19 protein-coding genes are annotated in these 20,276 nt (G+C 56.9%); 5 read left to right on the forward strand and 14 right to left on the reverse strand.

From position 1 onward, the window contains the following. The first annotated feature begins 423 nt into the window (after positions 1–423). Together putP and putA are read left to right on the forward strand one after the other, a co-directional pair. Entirely contained in the window at positions 424–1,941 is a 1,518-nt protein-coding gene (putP, locus tag EZJ17_RS09225) for a sodium/proline symporter PutP (RefSeq protein WP_067439923.1), read from the forward strand. Positions 1,942–2,215: 274 nt separating this feature from the next. Next, the gene (putA, locus tag EZJ17_RS09230) at positions 2,216–5,815 is read left to right on the forward strand and encodes a bifunctional proline dehydrogenase/L-glutamate gamma-semialdehyde dehydrogenase PutA (protein ID WP_067444367.1); all 3,600 of its coding nucleotides are present in this window, start codon (positions 2,216–2,218) and stop codon (positions 5,813–5,815) included. A gap of 294 nt (positions 5,816–6,109) precedes the next feature. On the opposite strand, the gene EZJ17_RS09235 is transcribed toward putA, so the two are convergent. From EZJ17_RS09235 to EZJ17_RS09260, 6 genes are all read right to left on the reverse strand, one after another. Then, the gene (locus EZJ17_RS09235) at positions 6,110–6,976 is read right to left on the reverse strand and encodes a DUF808 domain-containing protein (RefSeq protein WP_151086459.1); all 867 of its coding nucleotides are present in this window, start codon (positions 6,974–6,976) and stop codon (positions 6,110–6,112) included. 346 nt (positions 6,977–7,322) lie between these two features. Then, the gene (locus EZJ17_RS10690; RefSeq protein WP_231868033.1) at positions 7,323–7,505 is read right to left on the reverse strand and encodes a DUF6968 family protein; all 183 of its coding nucleotides are present in this window, start codon (positions 7,503–7,505) and stop codon (positions 7,323–7,325) included. Between the two features lie 82 nt (positions 7,506–7,587). Beyond that, positions 7,588–8,421 (reverse strand): CorC family transporter, encoded by an 834-nt coding sequence (locus tag EZJ17_RS09245; protein WP_067439914.1) that lies wholly within the window; start codon positions 8,419–8,421, stop codon positions 7,588–7,590. 1 nt (position 8,422) lies between these two features. Then, entirely contained in the window at positions 8,423–8,950 is a 528-nt protein-coding gene (gene ybeY, locus EZJ17_RS09250; RefSeq protein ID WP_067439911.1) for an rRNA maturation RNase YbeY, read from the reverse strand. Positions 8,951–9,054: 104 nt separating this feature from the next. Continuing rightward, positions 9,055–9,846, reverse strand: a complete 792-nt coding sequence (locus EZJ17_RS09255) for a hypothetical protein (protein WP_151086461.1) — start codon at positions 9,844–9,846, stop codon at positions 9,055–9,057. 323 nt (positions 9,847–10,169) lie between these two features. Further along, positions 10,170–11,645 (reverse strand): aldehyde dehydrogenase family protein, encoded by a 1,476-nt coding sequence (locus EZJ17_RS09260; protein ID WP_067439905.1) that lies wholly within the window; start codon positions 11,643–11,645, stop codon positions 10,170–10,172. Positions 11,646–11,999: 354 nt separating this feature from the next. Between EZJ17_RS09260 and EZJ17_RS09265 the strand changes: the two genes are divergently transcribed. Continuing rightward, complete coding sequence (locus EZJ17_RS09265) at positions 12,000–13,076, forward strand: Ldh family oxidoreductase (protein ID WP_067439902.1); 1,077 nt, start codon at positions 12,000–12,002, stop codon at positions 13,074–13,076. A gap of 67 nt (positions 13,077–13,143) precedes the next feature. Here EZJ17_RS09265 and EZJ17_RS09270 read toward each other — a convergent pair whose 3' ends face one another. The 5 genes from EZJ17_RS09270 to EZJ17_RS09285 form a co-directional block, all read right to left on the reverse strand. Next, complete coding sequence (locus EZJ17_RS09270) at positions 13,144–13,620, reverse strand: low molecular weight protein-tyrosine-phosphatase (protein ID WP_067439899.1); 477 nt, start codon at positions 13,618–13,620, stop codon at positions 13,144–13,146. A 15-nt stretch (positions 13,621–13,635) separates the two neighbouring features. Continuing rightward, positions 13,636–14,019, reverse strand: coding sequence for an MAPEG family protein (locus EZJ17_RS09275; protein WP_067439896.1), 384 nt, complete (start codon positions 14,017–14,019; stop codon positions 13,636–13,638). A gap of 240 nt (positions 14,020–14,259) precedes the next feature. After that, a complete protein-coding gene (locus tag EZJ17_RS10695; protein ID WP_231868143.1) occupies positions 14,260–14,700 on the reverse strand; it encodes an ATP-binding protein in 441 nt (146 codons plus the stop codon). Between the two features lie 72 nt (positions 14,701–14,772). After that, positions 14,773–15,039: a histidine kinase dimerization/phospho-acceptor domain-containing protein gene (locus EZJ17_RS10700; protein WP_231868142.1), complete on the reverse strand. Its 267-nt coding sequence runs from the start codon at positions 15,037–15,039 to the stop codon at positions 14,773–14,775. A 323-nt stretch (positions 15,040–15,362) separates the two neighbouring features. Further along, positions 15,363–16,268 carry a LysR family transcriptional regulator gene (locus EZJ17_RS09285; protein WP_067439893.1) on the reverse strand — a complete coding sequence of 302 codons (906 nt, stop codon included), beginning with the start codon at positions 16,266–16,268 and terminating at the stop codon, positions 15,363–15,365. 285 nt (positions 16,269–16,553) lie between these two features. On the opposite strand from EZJ17_RS09285, the gene EZJ17_RS09290 reads away from it, so the two are divergent. After that, complete coding sequence (locus tag EZJ17_RS09290) at positions 16,554–17,585, forward strand: alpha/beta hydrolase (protein ID WP_240746203.1); 1,032 nt, start codon at positions 16,554–16,556, stop codon at positions 17,583–17,585. A 132-nt stretch (positions 17,586–17,717) separates the two neighbouring features. Here the strand turns inward: EZJ17_RS09290 and EZJ17_RS09295 are convergent, their stop codons facing one another. The 3 genes from EZJ17_RS09295 to EZJ17_RS09305 are packed head-to-tail and all read right to left on the reverse strand — an operon-like array spanning position 17,718 to position 19,357. Next, a complete protein-coding gene (locus tag EZJ17_RS09295) occupies positions 17,718–18,467 on the reverse strand; it encodes a class I SAM-dependent methyltransferase (RefSeq protein WP_067439890.1) in 750 nt (249 codons plus the stop codon). Positions 18,468–18,523: 56 nt separating this feature from the next. Continuing rightward, complete coding sequence (locus EZJ17_RS09300; protein ID WP_346265220.1) at positions 18,524–18,778, reverse strand: winged helix-turn-helix domain-containing protein; 255 nt, start codon at positions 18,776–18,778, stop codon at positions 18,524–18,526. Between the two features lie 12 nt (positions 18,779–18,790). Beyond that, a complete protein-coding gene (locus EZJ17_RS09305) occupies positions 18,791–19,357 on the reverse strand; it encodes a hypothetical protein (protein ID WP_067439887.1) in 567 nt (188 codons plus the stop codon). Between the two features lie 96 nt (positions 19,358–19,453). On the opposite strand from EZJ17_RS09305, the gene EZJ17_RS09310 reads away from it, so the two are divergent. Beyond that, the gene (locus EZJ17_RS09310) at positions 19,454–20,104 is read left to right on the forward strand and encodes a 4'-phosphopantetheinyl transferase family protein (RefSeq protein ID WP_067439884.1); all 651 of its coding nucleotides are present in this window, start codon (positions 19,454–19,456) and stop codon (positions 20,102–20,104) included. Positions 20,105–20,276 lie beyond the last annotated feature (172 nt).

A 20,276-nucleotide genomic window follows, 5' to 3' on the forward strand; every position in this document is an offset into this window, starting at 1 on the left:
GCAGAAACCACTAGCCTTGGCTTAGCCAAGACATCGTTTAAGCTCCTGGAACTGCGCTTTCAGGTAGCCTTTATATATCGCGCCGTCGGGGGGCTAGTCCTGACGGTATCTTTGCCAAACAGGCATTATTTTCACAATAAGGCCGGACTAGCTCTCTCTGATCAAGCTAACTCAAGGGAGCTTTTTTCATGTCTTATCAACTTCCAACCTATCCTAATATCACCGCCTACTTAGGCCAGCAATCAGGCGATCTTTCTCATTCTTAAATTGCATTTATCCTACTTTCCTATTGCAAGTTTTTTATACATATTGACTGCTTTTGTTGTTTCCCAGTATAAGCGAAACCAAGCCGCTTACTTTTGCAACAGGCAGCCACATCTCAAGTTGCCTCGGGAAATTAAAGAAAATAACAAGGAGCAGCTCATGAACCCGATGTATATCACCTTCGGCATCTATCTGGTTGCCGTTCTGTTAATCGGCCTCGCAGCCTATTTCTCCACCCGCAATTTCGACGACTATATCCTCGGCAGCCGCAGCCTGGGCCCGTTTGTTACTGCTATGTCGGCCGGCGCTTCGGATATGTCGGGCTGGCTGCTGATGGGCCTGCCGGGCGCAGTGTATTTGAGCGGCCTGAGCAAATCTTGGATTGCCATCGGCCTGATTATCGGCGCGTATCTCAACTGGCTCTTGGTGGCCGGGCGGCTGCGCGTGCACACCGAATACAACAACAACGCGCTCACCCTGCCTGATTATTTCCACCACCGTTTCGGTGCTCACGGGCAGGCAATGAAAGTGATTTCCGCGTTCATCGTTCTGTTTTTCTTCACTATTTATTGCGCCAGCGGCATTGTGGCCGGTGCACGTCTGTTCCAAAGCCTGTTTACCGACATGAGCTACACCAGCGCCATGTGGCTGGGCGCGGGCGCCACCATTGCCTACACCTTTATCGGCGGCTTCCTGGCGGTGAGCTGGACAGATACTGTACAGGCCACACTGATGATTTTCGCCCTGCTGCTCACGCCAGTGATGGTGTATTTGGGTGCGGGCGGTGCGGATGAAGTGTCCGCCATCATTCAAACTGCTGCCGCTGCCAGCGGCAAGGAATACGGCAGCCTGCTGCACGGCACGACTTTCATCGGCATCATTTCCACCGCCGCCTGGGGCTTGGGCTACTTCGGCCAGCCACACATTCTGGCGCGTTTCATGGCTGCCGAAAGCGTGAAATCGCTGGTGGGCGCGCGCCGCATCGGCATGACTTGGATGGTTTTGTGTTTGGGCGGTGCAGTGGCCGTGGGCTATTACGGTATTGCCTACTTTGGCGCTCACCCCGAGCAAGCTGCTGCCATGCAGGGTAACCATGAGCGCGTATTCATCGCCTTGTCCACCCTGTTGTTTAACCCGTGGATTGCCGGCGTGATTTTGAGCGCGATTCTGGCGGCCGTGATGTCTACCTTGTCTTGCCAGCTTTTAGTGTGTTCCAGCGCCATCACCGAAGACTTCTATAAAGGCTTCCTGCGCCCGAATGCGCCGCAGAAAGAATTGGTGTGGGTGGGTCGCGTAATGGTGCTGGCGGTGGCTGTTATTGCCATCCTGATTGCCGCCGACCCCGAAAGCAAAGTGCTGCAACTGGTGGAATTTGCCTGGGCAGGCTTCGGCGCGGCATTCGGCCCCATCGTCATCCTTTCCTTGTTCTGGAAACGCATGACCGCCAACGGCGCATTGGCAGGCATGATTGCCGGCGCTGCGGTGGTGGTGTTGTGGGTGCAGGTAGTGAATCCTGCGCTGGCCAATGCCGGCATGGCTACGCTGTATGAAATCATCCCTGGCTTCATCGCCTGCGGCCTGACTGCCGTGGCTGTATCGCTGGTTGGCAAAGCACCTTCCGAGGAAATCTGCCAACGCTTTGAAAAAGCCGATGCGGATTCCCGCGCCGCAAAATAAAGGGCGGCAAAAGGCTACCTGAAAAGTTTTCAGGTAGCCTTCAAACTGCCCGTATCAAAAGGCTTCAGGCTAGCTGAAACCGCTTCCGGCCTTTTCAGGTAGCCCTTAACCGATTAACCAACCCCCACCCCTGCCAAACATTCTTTCACATTATCCGCAGTTTGGTTTATGATGCCATTTTACCGACGTTCAAACCAAGCAGCTATTCATAACGAAACAGAGGCTACCTGAAAAGCGGTTTATCGGGCAGCCCCGCCAACCACGGAGACCAACCATGTTCCAGTTTGCCCATCCCCAACAAACCAGCCTGCGCCAAGCCGTTACCGATGCCTACCGCCGCGACGAAGTTGAAGCCGTGCAGGATATGCTCGAACGCGCCCAGATGAGCCAAGACGAGCGTACCGCCGCCGACCGGCTCGCCCGCCGGCTGGTGAAGCAGGTGCGCGAAGAGCGGCGCCGCGCCAGCGGGGTGGACGCATTGATGCACGAGTTCTCCCTTTCCAGCGAAGAAGGCATCGCCCTGATGTGTTTGGCTGAAGCCCTGCTGCGTATTCCCGATAAAGCCACCCGTAACAAACTTATCCACGACAAAATCTCCGGCGGCGATTGGAAAAGCCACCTCGGCAACAGCCCCTCTCTATTTGTAAACGCCGCCGCCTGGGGCTTACTGGTCACCGGCAAACTGGCTGTAGCCCCCAGCGGGCAGAGCCTCGGCAACGCGCTCACCCGCATCGTGAGCAAAGGCGGCGAGCCGCTCATCCTCAAGGGCGTGGACTACGCCATGCGTATGCTCGGCAAGCAGTTCGTTACCGGCCAAACCATCGCCGAAGCCCTGAAAAACGGTAAAGAACGCGAAAAACTCGGCTATCTCTATTCCTTCGATATGCTCGGCGAAGCCGCCATGACCGATGCCGATGCCGAACGCTATTATCAAGACTACGTCAACGCCATCCATGCCATCGGCCAAGATGCCGCCGGCAAAGGCATTTATGAAGGCAATGGCATTTCCGTCAAACTCTCCGCCATCCACCCGCGCTATTCCCGCGCCCAGCACGACCGCGTGATGGGCGAGCTGCTGCCGCGCCTGAAAGAATTGTTCCTGCTCGGTAAAAAATACGATATCGGCATCAACATCGACGCCGAAGAAGCCAACCGCCTCGAACTCTCGCTCGACTTGATGGAAGCCCTGGTTTCCGACCCCGACCTGGCCGGCTACCACGGCATCGGCTTCGTGGTGCAGGCTTATCAGAAACGCTGCCCCTTCGTGATCGACTATTTAATCGACCTTGCCCGCCGCAATAATCAGAAACTGATGATCCGCCTGGTGAAAGGCGCGTATTGGGACAGCGAAATCAAATGGGCGCAGGTGGACGGTATGAACGGCTATCCCACCTACACTCGCAAAGTCCACACCGACATTTCCTACCTGGCCTGCGCGCGCAAACTGCTCGATGCGCAAGATGCCGTGTTCCCGCAATTCGCCACCCACAACGCCTACACCCTAGCCGCAATTTACCAAATGGGCAAAGGCAAACAGTTCGAACACCAATGCCTGCACGGCATGGGCGAAACCCTGTACGACCAAGTAGTCGGCCCGCAGAACTTGGGACGGCGCGTGCGCGTGTATGCGCCGGTGGGCACGCATGAAACCCTGCTGGCCTACTTGGTGCGCCGCCTGCTGGAAAACGGCGCGAACACCTCGTTTGTAAACCAAATCGTGGATGAAAACATCAGCATCGATACCCTCATCCGCAGCCCGTTTGACACCCTGGCCGAACAAGGCATCCACCCCAACAACAGCCTGCCGCTGCCGCGCAATCTGTATGGCAGCGCCCGCCTCAATTCGCAAGGCCTCGACCTGAGCAATGAAAGCACGCTGCAAGAGTTGCAAACCGTTATGAACAGCACTGCCGCCATGCCCTTGCACGCCGTGCCGCTTTTGGCCGTAGCCGCCAAAACTCAGGCCGCGCATGAAGTGTGCAATCCGGCCGACCACAGCGAAGTGGTGGGCAGCGCCGCCTTCGTGGAAGCCGCCGCCGTGCCGGAAATCATCGCCGCCGCCAAAGCCGCCGAAAGCAGCTGGGCTGCCGTTTCCGCCGCCGAACGCGCCAACATGCTGCGCCGCCTGGCCGACCTGATGGAAGCGCACATGCCCGAGCTGATGGCCTTGGCCGTGCGCGAAGCCGGCAAAACGCTGAACAACGCCATCGCCGAAGTGCGCGAAGCTGTGGATTTCTGCCGCTACTACGCCGACGAAGCCGAACACACGCTACCTGAAAACAGCCAAGGCGTGGGCACCATCGTCACTATCAGCCCGTGGAACTTCCCGCTGGCCATCTTCACCGGCGAAGTGGTGGCCGCATTGGCCGTAGGCAACACCGTGGTGGCCAAACCCGCCGAACAAACCAGCCTGATCGCCTACCGCGCCGTGCAGCTGATGCACGAAGCCGGCTTTCCGCGCAACGTGCTGCAGCTTGTGCTTGGTGCGGGCGATGTGGGCGCTGCCCTCACGCAAGACGAACGCATCAACGGCGTGGTGTTCACCGGCTCTACCGAAGTGGCCCGCCTCATTAACCAATCGCTTGCCCGCCGCAGCGGCCAACCCGTGCTGATCGCCGAAACCGGCGGCCAGAACGCCATGATTGTGGACAGCACCGCGCTGGCCGAACAAGTATGCGTTGACGTGCTCGCCTCCGCCTTCGACAGCGCCGGCCAGCGTTGCTCCGCCCTGCGTATTTTGTGCGTGCAGGAAGACGTGGCCGACCGCATGGTGAACATGATTCGCGGCGCGATGGACGAATTGCGCGTGGGCAACCCCGCCGAGCTGAGCACCGATATCGGCCCGGTAATCGATGCCGAAGCGCAGGCCAATCTGCAAAGCCACATCGACCGCATGAAAGGCATCGCCAAATCCAGCCATCAAATCAGGCTACCTGAAAATGCCGATAACGCCACCTTCATCGCGCCCACCCTGTTTGAATTGAACAATTTGAACGATTTGCAGCGCGAAGTGTTCGGCCCGATCCTGCACGTTATCCGCTACCGCGCCGACGAGCTCGACCAGCTCATCGACCAAATCAACGCCAAAGGCTACGCCCTCACCGGCGGTATCCACAGCCGCATCGACGGCACGGTGGAACACATCCGCAGCCGCATCGAAGCCGGCAACCTTTATGTGAACCGCAACATCGTCGGTGCCGTGGTAGGCGTGCAGCCCTTCGGCGGCCACGGCCTCTCCGGCACCGGCCCCAAAGCCGGCGGCCCCTTCTACCTGCAACGCCTCAGCCGCCTCAACAGCTGGCGCACGCCCCCGCTCACCCGCAGCGGCCAGGCCGACGAAGACGCGCTCAACCGCCTGCAAAGCCTGCTGCAAAGCCTGCCGCTCACCCAAGAACAGAAACTGGACTTGGCCGGCAGCCTCGGCCGCGCCCGCGTACACACCCTGCGCCAAGCCGAGCAAGTGTTGCGCGGCCCCACCGGCGAACACAACGTGTTGAGCTGGCAGGCGCCCAAACGCGTATGGCTCTATGGCGGCAGCCTGCCGCAAGCCTTCGCTGCCTGGGTTGAGCTTGCCGGCTCCGGCATCACCGCCCTCGTGTCCGACCAGCATCCCTTGGCCGCCTATGCCGAACAGGCTGCCGACCTGCTGGAAACCTCCGCCACTCCGGCTTCCGCCGGCATCAGCCACGTGGTTGCCCTGGAAGAATTGCCGGTGGAACTCAAACAGACACTGGCCGGCAGCGACGGCGCACTGGTGCGCATCATCAACGCCCAACACGGCGTGGACGTGCTGCAGCTGTTTGAAGAAACCTCCTGCAGCATCAACACCACCGCCGCCGGCGGCAACGCCCACCTGATGGCCGCAGGCGATTAAACCAGCGTTTGTGTAGGCAATGAAAAGGCTACCTGAAACTTTCAGGTAGCCTTTATTACTGTGCAAATGGGAATGGAGCAAGGCAGTAAGCCTCAGATAATACAGCTAGAGCAACCAAGCGAGCCAAGGCACTAGCATTCTTATTTTAATTCGCTATATTGAAAGAATCGAATGCTTTGCCGGATATTAAGCATCCAACCCAGATAAGAAAAAGGCTACCTGAAAACGCAGCGCAACAAAGCTTCTGCGAAGCTAAAAGTTTCAGGTAGCCTTTCCATTGTGCTATGCACCAAATCAATTCTGCCGCCGCTTTTCCCACAATTTCATCAGCGGCAACACCACCGCGCAGGCAACCGCGCCCACGACGAGGCCGGTGATTAGGTAGGCAAGCGTGCTGGTGAGGCCGCTGTCCCAGTGGTGTTCGTGCAGCCAATGGTGCAGCGCACCCCAATTGTGGGCAAAAATGCCGCCGCCCACGAGGAACATGGCCAGCGTGCCGATGATGCTGACGCCGCGCATAAACCACGGCATAAACAAAATAATGGCTTTGCCTACGGCGGCGGTGGCCGGGCGGCGCATCAGGGCGAAGCCGAAGTCGTCGGCCTTCACAATCAGCGCTACGATGCCATACACAAATATGGTGAGCCCGATGCCGATGAGCAGCAGGCTGATGATTTGGGTGGTGAGGCTGGATTCGGCCACCACGCCCAGGGCGATGATGACGATTTCGGCGGAGAGGATGAAGTCGGTGCGGATGGCGCCTTTGATTTTGGCGTTTTCGTCTATCAATTCGTCGGGCACGCTGTGGGCGCTGCCGTCGCGGCGGTGCATCAGCTTGTGCAGCAGTTTTTCCACGCCTTCGAAACACAAATAGCCGCCGCCGAGCATTAAGAGCGGCGTAATCAGCGCGGGCGCGAACACGGAAAGCAGCAGGGCGGCGGGAATCAGAATCAGCTTGTTCACCAGCGAGCCCTTGGCCACCGCCCACACGATGGGCAGCTCGCGGTCGGCGCGCACGCCGGTTACCTGGTTGGCATTGAGCGCCAAATCGTCGCCCACCACACCGGCGGTTTTTTTGGCGGCCACTTTGGTCATCAAGGCCACGTCGTCGAGCACGGAGGCGATGTCGTCGAGCAGGGTGAGGAGGGAGGAGAAAACCATTTTGAATCCTTGTGATATAAATTTCAGGTAGCCTTTTGGTCATGGCGGAAGGCTACCTGAAAATCCTTATGCTGTTGCTTTTGGGCGTGTTGGGCTGGAATACGGCGGCATTATAGCCAAATTGCTTATTTCCTCATACGGCGTCGGCTCGCCTTGCCGTACTGCCTGCGGCTTGCCGCTTTGCCCCGTGCTTAATTTTTGCCCGACGGGGTTAAAAATGCAGTTGCTACTCGCTAGTTTAAATGATCGGGTAAGGGAAACCCAAGATTTTTGTCCCCATACCAAGATAAATCTTCCTTTTTCCAATAATCTGTGTGAGACAGGATAACACCGAGTTTGATCATGGCTAAATAGCTTGCAGCATATCTTCACCGATTACCCTGCCCTCATCCAAATAATCATGTTTGCTTATTTTATATTGGCAAATATATGCCTTGTATTCGTCGGAAAAAATGGGCTGATGCAAGGTAATCTCAACAGCTTCGCCAGTTCCTGTACGTAATTCTCTATATCCTATGATTCTATGCATACATTCACCATAAGGGCACGTTGGAACAAAAGGCTACCTGAAAAATGGAAATCCGGTTTCAGGTAGCCTTTATCGTGCGGGCTTATTCGGGCTTGGCTTTCACCGCCATCAATGTGTGCAGGCGGCGGTTGTCGGCGCGGGCCACGGTGAATTGCAGCGGGCCGATAACGGCTTTTTCGCCGCGCACGGGCAGGTGGCCAAGCTCTTTAATCACCAGCCCGCCGATGGTGTTCACTTCTTCGTCGCTGTAGTCCGTGCCGAAGAATTCGTTTACGTCTTCGATTTCGGTAACGGCGTTGATGCGCCAGCGGTCGGGGGAAACGGCGAAGATATTATCCGCGCTGTCGTCTTCGTCGAACTCGTCTTCAATGTCGCCCAAAATCTGCTCGATTACATCCTCCAGCGTTACCAGGCCGCTGATGCTGCCGTATTCGTCCACCACCACGGCCAGGTGGTTGTGCATATCGCGGAACTCTTTAAGCAACACGTTCAACGGCTTGCCCTCGGGCACAAACACGGCCGGGCGCAGCACGTTTTCGAGCTTGAACTGTTCGGGATTGAGGGTGTATTTGAGCAGGTCTTTGGCGTGCAGGATGCCGAGCACGTTGTCTTTGTCGTCGGCAATCACGGGGAAGCGGGAGTGGGTGGTGCCCACCACATAGGCGATGATGCGGCTGATGCTGTCGCCGGCCTTCACCACGTCCATCTGGGCGCGGCTGATCATGGCGTCGCGCACTTCCAGCCCGCGGAAATCAATGATTTTTTCCAGCCATTGCTGGGTGTCTTCATCGAAGATTTTCTGTTCGCGCGCTTGGCGCAGCAGGACGAGTATGTCTTCGGGGGAATCGGGGCCGTCGCCGGCGAGGCGGCCGAACAGCCGTTCAAAAAATCCGGGCTTGGCCGGGTGGTCGTCCATTTCAGTCTGCATCCTGTGCGTAGGGGTTGGGGTATCCTAACTGATTCATCAGGCGGATTTCAAGTGCCTCCATGGCTTCGGATTCATCGGGCTCGATGTGGTCGTATCCCATCAGGTGCAACACGCCGTGCAGGGTGAGGTGGGCAAAGTGTGCTTCTAGGGTTTTGTCCTGTTCGGCAGCCTCGCGCGCCACCACCTGCGGGCAGATAACCAGGTCGCCGCGCAAAACAGGCATGCTACCTGAAAGCCCGGCCAAAGCGGCCTGCTCGCCTTCATCCAGCGCAAAGCTGAGCACGTTGGTGGCGTAGTCTTTTTGGCGGTAGTCGCGGTTGTAGGCGCGGGCGGTTTCTTCATCGAGCAGCAGCAGGCCGATTTCGGCACGGCGGTACTGCGATTTCAGGGCCTGCCATGCCCAGCGGCGGAATTGCGCCTCACTCGGGCTGCCGGGCAGCCGGGCTTGGTCAGCAAAATACAGCTGCAGGCGTTGGCGTAACAGGGCGGGAAAGGGATAACGTTTGGCGGTTTTCATGGTTTGGTTTGAATTGGAAAACGGGCGCTATTATAGCGGGAAAGGCTACCTGAAAACCCGGAAATGCGTTTTCAGGTAGCCTCTATTTTATGCCAAACCGCACACTAGCATTCTGCCTTTGCCGCTGCTGCCGCCCGCTTCAATTCGGCAGCCAGCTTGCTTTTCTCTTCCTTGTTCAAGCCTGCTACCGCCAGCAGCTTTCTATCCAGCGCCACCGGCACGCCGCCGCCATTGGGCACGAAAGCCAGCAGGTAGTGCTGCCCGCCGGGGGTTTGAAACGTCCAAGCACGGTTTTCCTGTTTGCCGAAGCTGAGGCCGATCTTATGGGTTTTGCCGTCGATTTCCGCTTGATATACCGCGTCTTTACCCGCATTGCCGGTACTCAGGCAGGGCACGGCGGCCAGCTGCCAAGGCTGGGCTTCGGGTCGGTTGATGGCAGCCAAAATCCGGCGGTAGCGCGGCACACGCACTAGCGCAACATAAAACGCAGCGCCAATCATCAACAGCCCCAGCCCGCCAAGCAGCAGCACACCCATACTGCGGTTGCCCACTTTTTCCACCGCCACATCCAGCGTCAGGCGCGAGGGATCGTTGGCGTCGGCCACTGCGCGGGCATAAATATCGCCGCCAGTACCGAAAAAGCTAAAGGATTTTTTCACCGTATGATCGCGGTATGTGATGGTAGTTTTGCAGCTGGTGAAGATGGATTTGCGAGTGCTGCATTCACCATCGATCCGCGCATTTACTGGCACAGCGTGTTGGCCGATTTGGTAGTCTTGATAGATTTCGGTGGCAACATGACTCTGCCACGCAACAAATATTGCGCCAACCGGCAGTATCAACAACAACGCCACCAAAGCCATTATAATCGGCCGATGCGGCCCGATGCCGCGCATTTTAAAGGGCTTAACCGGCATGGAAAAAGGTAGAATGTGCATTAAGTGATTCTCCTCGAAAAATAAACGGCACTATACCGAAGCAGCTTTCTCCATACAAGGTAGCTAAAGCTGTATGGCAGGAATATTTAATCTATAGCTGAAATATTTATTTCAGCTATAGATTAATTTTTAGGTAGCCTTTAAACAGGAAGCGTGATGCGCAAAGGCTACCTGAAAATCTTAAAACACGCAGATAGCCTATCGACATAGCAACGCCCATCGATCACGCAAAAAAGCTGCCGGGATACCGGCAGCTTTTGCATTGCAATCAGGCAAAGTAATTAATACATGCCTTCGCGCTCTTCGCGAGTGCTGATGTAGATATTTTTCACCTGGGTGTAGGCTTCGAGCATCATTTTGTGGGTTTCGCGGCCGATGCCGGAAGTTTTGTAGCCGCCGAAGGGGGCGCCGGCGGGCAGGCGGTTGTAGCAGTTCACCCACACGCGGCCGGTTTCCAGGGCGCGGGATACGCGCAGGGCGCGGTTGATGTCGCGCGTCCACACGCCGCCGCCGAGGCCGTATTCGCTGTCGTTGGCCAGCTGGATAACTTCTTCTTCGGTTTTGAATTTAATCATGGTGGCTACCGGGCCGAAGATTTCTTCTTGGGCGATGCGGCTGTTGTTGCTGTCGGCAGCAATCAGGGTGGGCTCAACAAATTCGCCTTTGCCCAGCTCGCCTTCTACTTTTTTACCGCCGGTAATGATGCGGCAGCCTTCTTGTTCGCCGATTTGCACATACTTCAGGATGGTGTTGAGCTGGCCGGCGTTCACTTGGGCGCCCATTTGGGTGTCGTCTTCCCAAGGCAGGCCGACTTTCACTTTCTTGAACTCTTCAGACAGGGCGGCTACGAATTTGTCGTAAATGCCTTCCTGCACGAAAATGCGCGAACCGGCACAGCACACTTGGCCTTGGTTGAACAAAATACCTTTTTGCGCGCCTTCCAAGGCTTTGTCGAAAGGCATGTCGTCGAAGAAGATGTTGGCAGATTTGCCGCCCAATTCCAGAGTAGAAGGAATCAGCAGCTCGGCAGCGGCGATGCCCACGCGGCGGCCCACTTCGGTGGAGCCGGTGAAGGCGAGCTTGTTGAAGCCTTTGTGGTGCAGCATGTATTCGCCGGATTTGCTGCCTTTGCCGGTAATCACGTTGAGCACGCCTTTGGGCAGCAGGTGGTTTACTTTTTGGGCAAAGGAGAGCAGGCTCAGTGAGGTGCTGGAAGAGGGGTGGATAACGATGGTGCAGCCAGCGGCCAGCGCGGGAGCAATTTTCCAGGCAGCCATGAGGAAGGGGAAGTTCCACGGAATGATTTGGCCAACCACGCCGATGGGCTCGCGCAATACGATGGAGAGATCTTCTTCATCCAGTTGGTTGGCGCTGCCTTCTTCGCCGCGAATTACGCTGGCGAAATAGCGGAAGTGGTCGGAGGCCAATGGAATGTCGGCAGCGCGGGTTTCACGGATGGGTTTGCCGTTATCGAGCGTTTCCTGCAGGGCGAAAAGTTCGGCATTCTCATCAATCACATCGGCAATTTTGTTCAGAATGGCGGCGCGCTCGGCGGTGGTGGTTTTGCGCCAGGTTTTAAACGCAGCCTGTGCAGCGGCCACAGCGGCATCCACACCGGCGTCGGTGGCGTCGGTGAATTTAGCCAAGAGCTCGCCGTTGGCGGGGTTGTGCGATTCCAGCAGATTGCCGGGCTTTGTCCACTCGCCATTGATGAGCAGACCGTATTCGCGGTCGAAAACGTTCAGATTTTTAGCCATTTCGTTGGTTCTCCTAAACAATAGTATGGGGCTGGCCGCCCCATTTCCGATAACATAGACAGCATCCTGTGATGCTGTGCGTGCAGCATATTCTTTTTTTTTAAGCCTTTCAAGGATACATCTTGCCAAAGTAGGTTTGTTTACAGATTAAAGGCTACCTGAAAGTGCAGCTTCAACGAGGTTAAAACCGTCACTTGCTACCACTTTCAACGCAGGGTTTGCATTGGTTGCCGTCTGGGATGAAAATCGCGGTATAATAAAGGTATAACAAGCCTGCTGCCAAGGCAGTGAGTAGGCGAACACATCAGGTTGGAACCAGTTTTTTGTTGCCGCAGAAGCGGAGGAGGATAAACAATGCAAACGATTAAAAAAATTGATGCTGCAGCCCTACGTGCGTTCACCGAGGCCGCCTTTAAGGCTTACGGCTTCGTGCCGGAAGAAGCGGCGCAGATTACCGATGTGCTGGTAGCCGCCGACCTCTGCGGTGTGGACACGCACGGTTCGCAGCGGCTGGAAATGTACCGTCAGCACATCAATGGTGGCTTCGTACACATTGGCGCCAAACCGGAAACTGTGTTTGAAACGCCCGTATCGGCAGTAGTGGACGGCCACGCCGCCATGGGGCAGCTCGTATCGCGCTATGCCATGCAGATTGCCATCGACAAGGCCAAACAAAACGGCATCGGCATGGTGTCGGTGCGCAATTCCAACCACTACGGCATCGCCGCCTACTACAGCAGCATGGCCGCCAGCCAAGGCCTAGTGGGCATTTCCATGACTAACTCCTTCCCCATCGTGGTGCCCACCTACGGCCGCACCCCGATGATGGGCACCAACCCCATCGCCGTGGCCATTCCCGCCAGCCCGACCGATTTCAGCCTCGATGCCGCCACCTCTGTGGTTGCTTTCGGCAAACCCGAGGTATACCTCAAAAAAGGCTTAACCGCTCCGCTTGGCTGGGCAATTAACAGCCAGGGCGTGGACGAAACCGACCCGCAGATTATTGTGGAATGCGTGCGCCAAGGGCTGGGCGGTGGCATGTATCCCTTGGGCGGCAGCAGCGAGCTGTTTGGCAGCCACAAAGGCTATGGTTATGCCGTGCTGGTGGAATTCTTCTCCGCCTGCCTCTCGCAAGGCACCACTTCCAACCACACCATGAAAAACAGCCATGCCGGCATCTGCCACTATTTCGCTGCCTTCAACCCGGAAATCTTCGGCGATGCCCAAGCTATCCGCAGCCATTTCAGCGCCTACCTGCAAGAGCTGCGCGAATCGGCAAAAGCCGCCGGCCAAGAGCGGATTTACATCCACGGCGAAAAAGAAGCCGAATGCTGCCGCGAACGCAAACAAAGCGGCATCCCCATCCTGCCCAAAACGCTGGACGAAATGCGCCGCTTGGCCGAAGAACTTGGACTGCCGTTTGAGTGGTAGGGCTTCGATACGGCAGTAATCAAAGGCTACCTGAAAAACTTTCAGGTAGCCTTTTAGCGTTTGCCTGCTAGGACTGGTTGGCCAAATCTTTTTCAATCTTATCCAGCAGCGCGGTGCAGCAGGCGGTGAGGATGCGGCGGGTTTCGTTGAAGTTGCCGGTGTACCACGGGTCGGGAACGTGGCTGTAACCGCTATCGGGCAGAAGGTCGGTAATCTTGAAGATTTTGCCGGGGTGGCGGCCGAAGCGTTGTTCCAGCTCGGCCAGGTTGTTGTCGTCCATGGCCAGCAGGTAGTCGAAATCGGCCAAATCCTGCGCGCGTACGCGGCTGCTCACAAAGCCGCTGCTGTCGATGCCTTCGGCGGAGAGGATTTCCAGGCTGCCGCAGTGCATGCCTTCGCCATCGTGCCAGCCAGATGTGCCCGCACTGGCGGTGTGCACCGGCAGGCCGCGGGCGGCAGCCGTGCTGCGGCAGAGATATTCGGCCATCGGCGAGCGGCAGATATTGCCCAGGCAAACGAACAAAACCTTAACGGGGCGTTCCATAAGGCTACCTGAAAATTAAATTGCCGCAATAAACAAAGCCACGATGCACAGCAGGTTCACGCCGAACATGGCCGAACGCAGCGTGGCTTTATCGTTGATATAGCAATAGATAAAGGCGATGCGGCTGGCCACGAAGAGCAGCGCCCAGAAGTTGATGGTGAACTGGGCGGCGTTGCCGGTAACGTGGGCGATGATCACGGCGGCGGCAAACGGCGGGAAGATTTCGTAGCTGTTTTGCTGCGCCGCATCGGCGCGGGCGGCCTTGCCTTGGGCATGAGCCAGGAAGGCGCGCGGGTTGTGGTTGTCGGCCGGGGAAAAGCCGGCGCGGTATTTGGCATAGGCGGCGCAGAAAATGGGCAGGAAAATGGCGAAGAAGATGCACCAGTAGGCTAAAGTCATGATGTGTTTGCTCCTAAATAGGGCTAAAGCGCTTATTTTTTCCCGCCGGCACTACTACCCAGCAGGAGGAACATTGCTTCAGCCGTAATTGGTTGGAAAGATTGGTTTTGTGAGAGGCGTGATTATACACGGGTGCAAGACAGATGGGCTGTTTCCGGCAGCAGGCCGCGGCATGGGGTGCCGCAATGCTGGCAGGCTACCTGAAACTTGAGCTGCGCAGAAACTGTGCGGGGCTGCGTTTCAGGTAGCCTCTTTCACATCGGGGAACACCAGCCGCGCTTCCATGCCGTTTTCGCGGTTGGCGAGCATCAGGCGGCCGTGGTGCAGGCGCATGATTTCGGTGGTGAAACTCAAGCCCAGCCCGCTGCTGCGGCTGCCGTCGGTGCGGGGGAGCGAGTAGAAGCGTTGGGGGATTTTGGCCAGCGCGTAATCGGGAACGGGGCTGCCTTGGTTGTAAACCGCCAGTTCGGTGCGGTTTCGGCTGCGGGTGAGACTGAGGCGGATTTCGCTGCCGGTTTCGGCAAAATCAATGGCGTTGTAAAGCAGGTTGTCGATGGCTTGGCGCAGCAGCAGCGGATCGCCTTGGATAGCACGGGGCGGGCAGTTGAGGGCGATGTGCAGCTGTTTGGCTTGCAGGGCGGCGCGGCTTTCTTGGGCGGCTTGGGCGGCGAGATGGGCCAAATCGACGGTTTGGGTATCGTTCAGGCTGTCGCGGTTTTCCAGGCGGGCGAGTTCGAGCAGGCGGGCGATGAGTTACTTTTGTTTTTCGGTGTTGCGGCGGATGCGGTCGAGCAGCTGCTGCTGGTTGGGGCTGAGGGGGCTGTCTTGCAGCAGCTCGAGGGCGGCCTGCTGGGCGGTGAGCGGGGTTTTGAGTTCGTGGGTGAGGCCTAAGACATAATTTTCAATGTGTTGGCGGTGGTCGAGTTCGTCGCGCAGGTGGGCGACGGCGTGGACGAGGCGGTAGAGGTAGTTGTCGCCGAATTGCGGTGGCGGGGCGGTTGGCGGCCATGGCTTCGGCATAACGGCGGATGCGGTTGATGCTGTGGGCAAGCCACCAGGCAAGCGCGCCGAGCACGAGCAGGCTGGCAGTGAGCAGGAGCAGGATGCCGAGCAGGACGAAGAAAAGACGGATGCTGAGGTGTTTGAAATATTTAAGAATGGGATTGGCTGAATGGATATGGTTGCGTGGCCTGATATTGAGTCGGGCGGTGTTTCAATTTCGTTGCGTTTCGCTTTCAGGTAGCCTGAAAAGTGTGTGTGATTAAGTCGGGCTTTCGCGCTTGGAGGCCGTCTGAAAAGGAGGTTAGCGATAACTGATGACTATCCTTGAGCTTGCCGGATTTTCAGGTAGCCTCTTTATCATACATTTCCCGCAATACTTCCGTCAGCCAGTCGAATACCTTTAACACGCGCCCGGAAGTTACTGTGCGTTGCGGGCGGTAGATGTAGAGTTGCCACGGGCGGCGCGGGATTTCGGGAAAGAGTTCCACCAGTTCGCCGTTTTGCAGGTGGATTCGGCACAGATGTTCCGGGATATAGGCGGCAACGCTGCCTGCCAGTGCGGCGGCGAGTTCGTTGGCAGGGTCGTCTGTGATGAAACGGATGTTTTTTGGAAAAACGTGCATTTCTGAGTTGAGCGGCCAGCCCCACGGGCGGTTGGTGTTGGCGTTAATGAGCGACGATGCAGGAAAACGGCCGGTTAATTCGTCTAGGCTTTGCGGCGTGCCGTGGCGGGCGAGATAGGCGGGGGAGGCGACGATTTTGTCGGTGGTGTCGCAGATTTTGCGGACAATCATCAAATCTTCCGCCTGTGTGCCGATGCGGATGCCGATGTCGAGTTGGTTTTCCACCGCGTTAAGTTTGGCGTTGTTGCTGCGCCAATCGATATGAAGTTCGGGATAGTCGGCGCATTTTTCCAGCAGGCGGGTGAGTATGCGGTTGTTATCGTTCCACTGCGGTACGGTAATGCGGACAATGCCGCGTATCTCGTCTTTTTCTTTGGCGGCAGAAAACAGGTTTTCGCTGTCGGCAAGGAGCTGCTGGGCACGCGGCAGGAAGGCTGCGCCAAACTCGGTCAGGTGGATATTGCGTGTGTTGCGGGTAAAAAGCTGTTCGCCGAGGTGTTGTTCCAATTCGGCAATCACACGCGTTACCACCTGCGGCGAAACGGACAGGCGCAGCGCGGTCTCGCGGAATTGCAGGGTCTCGGCGGCGGAGCAGAAGTGTTTTAGGGCGTTGAGTTTATCCATTTTGATTTCAAGAGATTGGTTCAGGCCGTCTGAAAACCTTTTCAGGCAGCCTGCACCTTAATTGTTCCAAATTTTAGAATTAACAATTCAGATTTTATTCATTGTTTGCAAATCAGTCCATCCCTATAATGCACTCCTTCGATAAGCAAATAACGGAGCAACCCCATGAAAAATCAAGCTAAAAAATCATTCCTGAAAACTGCTGCCGCAGCCGCCGTTGCATTGACTTTGTCCGCCCCTGCGCTGGCAGACGTATCCATTACCCCGATGAAAGGAGTTTAAACCATGCAGCTTACCCAAGAATGGGACAAAATTTTCCCCCTGTCCAATAAAGTGGAGCACCACAAAGTTACCTTCCGCAACTGCTACGGTATTACATTGGTTGGTGATTTATATGTGCCGAAAAATATCCGTTCAGGTCAGAAACTGCCCGCAATTGCGGTGGCCGGCGCGTTCGGCGCGGTGAAGGAGCAATCCAGCGGTTTATATGCCCAAGCGATGGCAGAACGTGGTTTTGTAACCTTGGCATTTGACCCGTCCTACCTCGGTGAATCCGGCGGCGAACCGCGCAATATGGCCTCGCCCGACATCAATACCGAAGATTACAGCGCTGCTGTCGATTTTCTCGGCCTGCAAAACTTCGTGAACCGCGATGAAATCGGCATCTTGGGCATCTGCGGCTTGGGCGGCATGGCACTGAACGCGGCGGTATCCGACACGCGCATTAAGGCCGTCGCCACCAACACCATGTACGACATGACCCGCGTGATGGCCAACGGCTACGAAATCAACATGAAGCAGAACGCACAAGGCAGCTACGACCGCGCCCAGCCGCAAATGAATGTCGAAGCGCGCTACCAAACGAAAGTGCAATTGAACAACGGCCGCTGGGAAGCCGCGCAAAACGGCTACGCCACTCTTTCGCCCGCCAACAACCTTGACCCGGCAAAAGACATCACCGCCGACACGCCGAAATTCATCGCCGAATATGCCAATTTCTACCGCACCAAACGCGGCTTCCATCCCCGCGCTGTGAATTCCAATCCGCAAGGTTCGTGGGCAAACACAGTGCCGCTGGCATTCATCAATATGCCCATCCTGCAACGTGCCGGCGAATTGCGCACCCCCGCTTTAATCGTACACGGTGAAAAAGCTCACTCACGCTATTTCAGCGAAGACATGTTCAAATCTCTGGGCAGCAAAAACAAAGAGCTGTACATCGTGCCGGGTGCGAACCACACGGATTTGTATGACAACACTCGAGGCAAGATTCCGTTTGATAAGTTTGAGCAGTTCTTTAAAGCAAATCTGCATTAAGGTCGTCTGAAAGGCTACCTGAGAGCATAAAAGCAGCCTGCACTTTGTTTGAAGAATGCAGGCTGCATTTTATTTTTCAGACGGCCTTTTCGAGGTTGGAGGTCGTCTGAAAAATAAAATGCGGCGGCTGTTTCAAGCAGGTTTGCGGAAGGTAATGCAGTAAAAGCGGTTGTTCCACAGCAGCCGCGTTTTCTTTTCCTGTACGGTTTCGGGAATGCAGTTTTCGATTTGTGTCAGGTCGAAATCGGTGTCTTGGAAATAGCTCCGCGTGAATAGGCTTTTTTTGTATTGTTGTTGGATGAAGTCGGTGGTTTCGTCTGCAATCATGATTTTGGTGCCGGGCTTGGCGACGCGCAGCATTTCGTTGATGGCTTTTTGTTTGTCGCTGAAAAAATTGATGCCGCCCACATGGAATACGACGTCGAACATATTGTCGGCAAAGGGTAAATCTTCGGCGTTGCAGTGTACCAAGTCCAAGCCTGCCGCTTTTTTCTGCCACACGTCGCGGCAGCGTTCCAACATGCCGAGCGACAGGTCGGCACCGGTCAAGTCCAGCGCGGCGGGGTCGATGTTGGCGGGCAGGTGGTTTAAATCGGTACCTGTGCCGATGGAGACGTAGAGGGCGGTGCAATCCTGCCGCCATTCCAGTTCGCCCATCAGGCTGCGCCGTGTCTCGTTGATGCTGTTGCCGTATCTGAGGCGGGCTATCCAGCGTTCGCCGAAATCGTACCAACGGGCGAGGTGGTTGTACATTTTCATGTATTTGGCGTTGTCGCCCGTTACGTTGTCGGAATCGAGGCACAGCAGGATGCCGTCTTGTTCGGGTGGAAGCGGGTTTTGTAAGGCGGGTTTGAGTTTTTGGATGAGCTTGGCGGAAGGCATGGCGTTACTCCTGTGGATGGTTGCGACAGCTTGAAAGGCCGTCTGAAAACCGTACTTCAGGTTTCGTTAAAACTGTACCCCAGCCCGTGATGGGTACGGATGTGTTCGTCGGCGATGCCGGCTGCGCGCAGTTTGTGGCGCAGGGCGCGGATGTGGGTGTTGATGGTGTGGGGGTCGGAGGGGCGGTTGCCGCCGAACATGGCGGTGAGCAGTTCTTCGCGGCTGAACACGCGGCCGGGGCGGTGAAGCAGGGTGCGCAGCAGGCGGTATTCGCCCTGCGTGAGCGGCAGTTCGCGCCTTTGGTGGCGGATGCCGCAGCCGACTTAGCGGGCGATGTTGCCGCGCATCACTACGCGGGCGTGGAAAGTGCCCACTTCGCAATCGTACTGCCCGCCACGCAGCACTTGGCGGTTGTAGTAGCTGTGGAAGTTGCTCACGCGGCTGCCGCCACGGGCTTGGGCGGTTTCCTGGAATTTATGGGCAGCGTTGATAAAGGCGCGTTCGCAGGCGGCTTCGTCGGATTTGTTGGAAGCATTGGCTGCCTGACGGGTAGACAAATTGGCCTGAATCACACGGCCGCCGCCACTGAAGCTCACCGGCACGCTGGGGTTGAGCAGGCTCTTGGCTTCTTCGGAAGCCAGCACAGCACGACCGTTGCAGCGATATACCACTTTGCGGCCGCCGCGGTTGGGGTCGTCGTCGCGCAGCAGGCGGCATACGCGGCCGGTGGTTTGGCTGGTGGCATGGGCGCTGTTGCGGCCGCTATCGCGGCGGGCTTCAGTGCGGCTGCCTTGATTGCCTGCGTTGTCTGGCGCGCGGTTGTTTTGGCAGCCGGCCAGGCCGAAAGCGGCTACAATTGCAGCCGCCAGCATGATTTGGCGAGATTTCATATTTGCTCCCTTTTTAAGCTGGGTTGGAAAACCGAAAATCCACGGCCAAGCAGCCGCGATTTCACAGAGTTTAAAGTATATTAAAAAACCTTGCCTATGCCTACCCGCCTGCCGCCGCCACACCCCCTCCACCTCTATTTGGCCGCGCCCGACTGCGCCGAGCACTACCATGCCGAGCTGCTGGATGCGGCCGACTGCGCCCACCTTGTGCGCTACCCTGCCCGTGCGGTGCAAACCGGCTGGCAGGTGAGCCGTTTTCTCAAGCAGCAGGCGGCGGCCGACGGGTTTTCAGGTAGCCCGAATTATTCGGGCAGCCTCAGCCACAGCGGCGGCCATGCCGTGCTGGCAGTGCCGTCTGCCGATTTTCCCGTGGGCGTGGATTTGGAACGGCTGCGCCCGCGCCGTTTCGATGCCTGGCCGGATTGGGTGCTGCATGCCGACGAAGCGAGCTGGCTGCAACAGCATGCCGAATTGGCCGATTATTATGCTTTGTGGACGCTGAAAGAAGCCTTGCTCAAGGCCACCGGGCAGGGCCTGGCGGAGATGCCGCAAACCGGATTGCGGCCAAACGGGGACGGCGGGCGGCTCTGCGCAGGCGACCGCCTTTGGCAGGGCGCGGTGTTTCTGTTGGACGGAGCTTGGCTGTGCGGCGTGGTGTGGCCGCAGGAAGTGGCGGCGGAATGGGCTTGGCACGGCTTCGGCGAATGGCAGGCGGTGGAAAAGCAGCTGCTTTATCGTTTTGTTTAGCCGCTTGTGGGCTTTCAGGTAGCCTCAAATTCGCGAGCCGCCAAGATGGAAACTTCAGAAATAAAGGCTACCTGAAACTTTTCTTTTCGCAGAACCGCCGCCACATTTTTCCGCCCGCCGGCCAGATGCCCGAGTGCTGCTTTCTTGTTATAATGCGCCACCTTAACAGCTC

This window comes from Eikenella exigua (assembly GCF_008805035.1).
GTDB classification, from domain to species: Bacteria; Pseudomonadota; Gammaproteobacteria; order Burkholderiales; family Neisseriaceae; genus Eikenella; species Eikenella exigua.

Coding starts and splice junctions, on each gene's coding strand:
- putP (WP_067439923.1), top strand. CDS start 424: ATGAACCCGATGTATATCACCTTCGGCATCTATCTGGTTGCCGTTCTG.
- putA (WP_067444367.1), top strand. CDS start 2,216: ATGTTCCAGTTTGCCCATCCCCAACAAACCAGCCTGCGCCAAGCCGTT.
- EZJ17_RS09235 (WP_151086459.1), bottom strand. CDS start 6,976: ATGGTTTTCTCCTCCCTCCTCACCCTGCTCGACGACATCGCCTCCGTG.
- EZJ17_RS10690 (WP_231868033.1), bottom strand. CDS start 7,505: ATGCATAGAATCATAGGATATAGAGAATTACGTACAGGAACTGGCGAA.
- EZJ17_RS09245 (WP_067439914.1), bottom strand. CDS start 8,421: ATGGACGACCACCCGGCCAAGCCCGGATTTTTTGAACGGCTGTTCGGC.
- ybeY (WP_067439911.1), bottom strand. CDS start 8,950: ATGAAAACCGCCAAACGTTATCCCTTTCCCGCCCTGTTACGCCAACGC.
- EZJ17_RS09255 (WP_151086461.1), bottom strand. CDS start 9,846: ATGCGCGGCATCGGGCCGCATCGGCCGATTATAATGGCTTTGGTGGCG.
- EZJ17_RS09260 (WP_067439905.1), bottom strand. CDS start 11,645: ATGGCTAAAAATCTGAACGTTTTCGACCGCGAATACGGTCTGCTCATC.
- EZJ17_RS09265 (WP_067439902.1), top strand. CDS start 12,000: ATGCAAACGATTAAAAAAATTGATGCTGCAGCCCTACGTGCGTTCACC.
- EZJ17_RS09270 (WP_067439899.1), bottom strand. CDS start 13,620: ATGGAACGCCCCGTTAAGGTTTTGTTCGTTTGCCTGGGCAATATCTGC.
- EZJ17_RS09275 (WP_067439896.1), bottom strand. CDS start 14,019: ATGACTTTAGCCTACTGGTGCATCTTCTTCGCCATTTTCCTGCCCATT.
- EZJ17_RS10700 (WP_231868142.1), bottom strand. CDS start 15,039: ATGCCGAAGCCATGGCCGCCAACCGCCCCGCCACCGCAATTCGGCGAC.
- EZJ17_RS09285 (WP_067439893.1), bottom strand. CDS start 16,268: ATGGATAAACTCAACGCCCTAAAACACTTCTGCTCCGCCGCCGAGACC.
- EZJ17_RS09290 (WP_240746203.1), top strand. CDS start 16,554: ATGCAGCTTACCCAAGAATGGGACAAAATTTTCCCCCTGTCCAATAAA.
- EZJ17_RS09295 (WP_067439890.1), bottom strand. CDS start 18,467: ATGCCTTCCGCCAAGCTCATCCAAAAACTCAAACCCGCCTTACAAAAC.
- EZJ17_RS09305 (WP_067439887.1), bottom strand. CDS start 19,357: ATGAAATCTCGCCAAATCATGCTGGCGGCTGCAATTGTAGCCGCTTTC.
- EZJ17_RS09310 (WP_067439884.1), top strand. CDS start 19,454: ATGCCTACCCGCCTGCCGCCGCCACACCCCCTCCACCTCTATTTGGCC.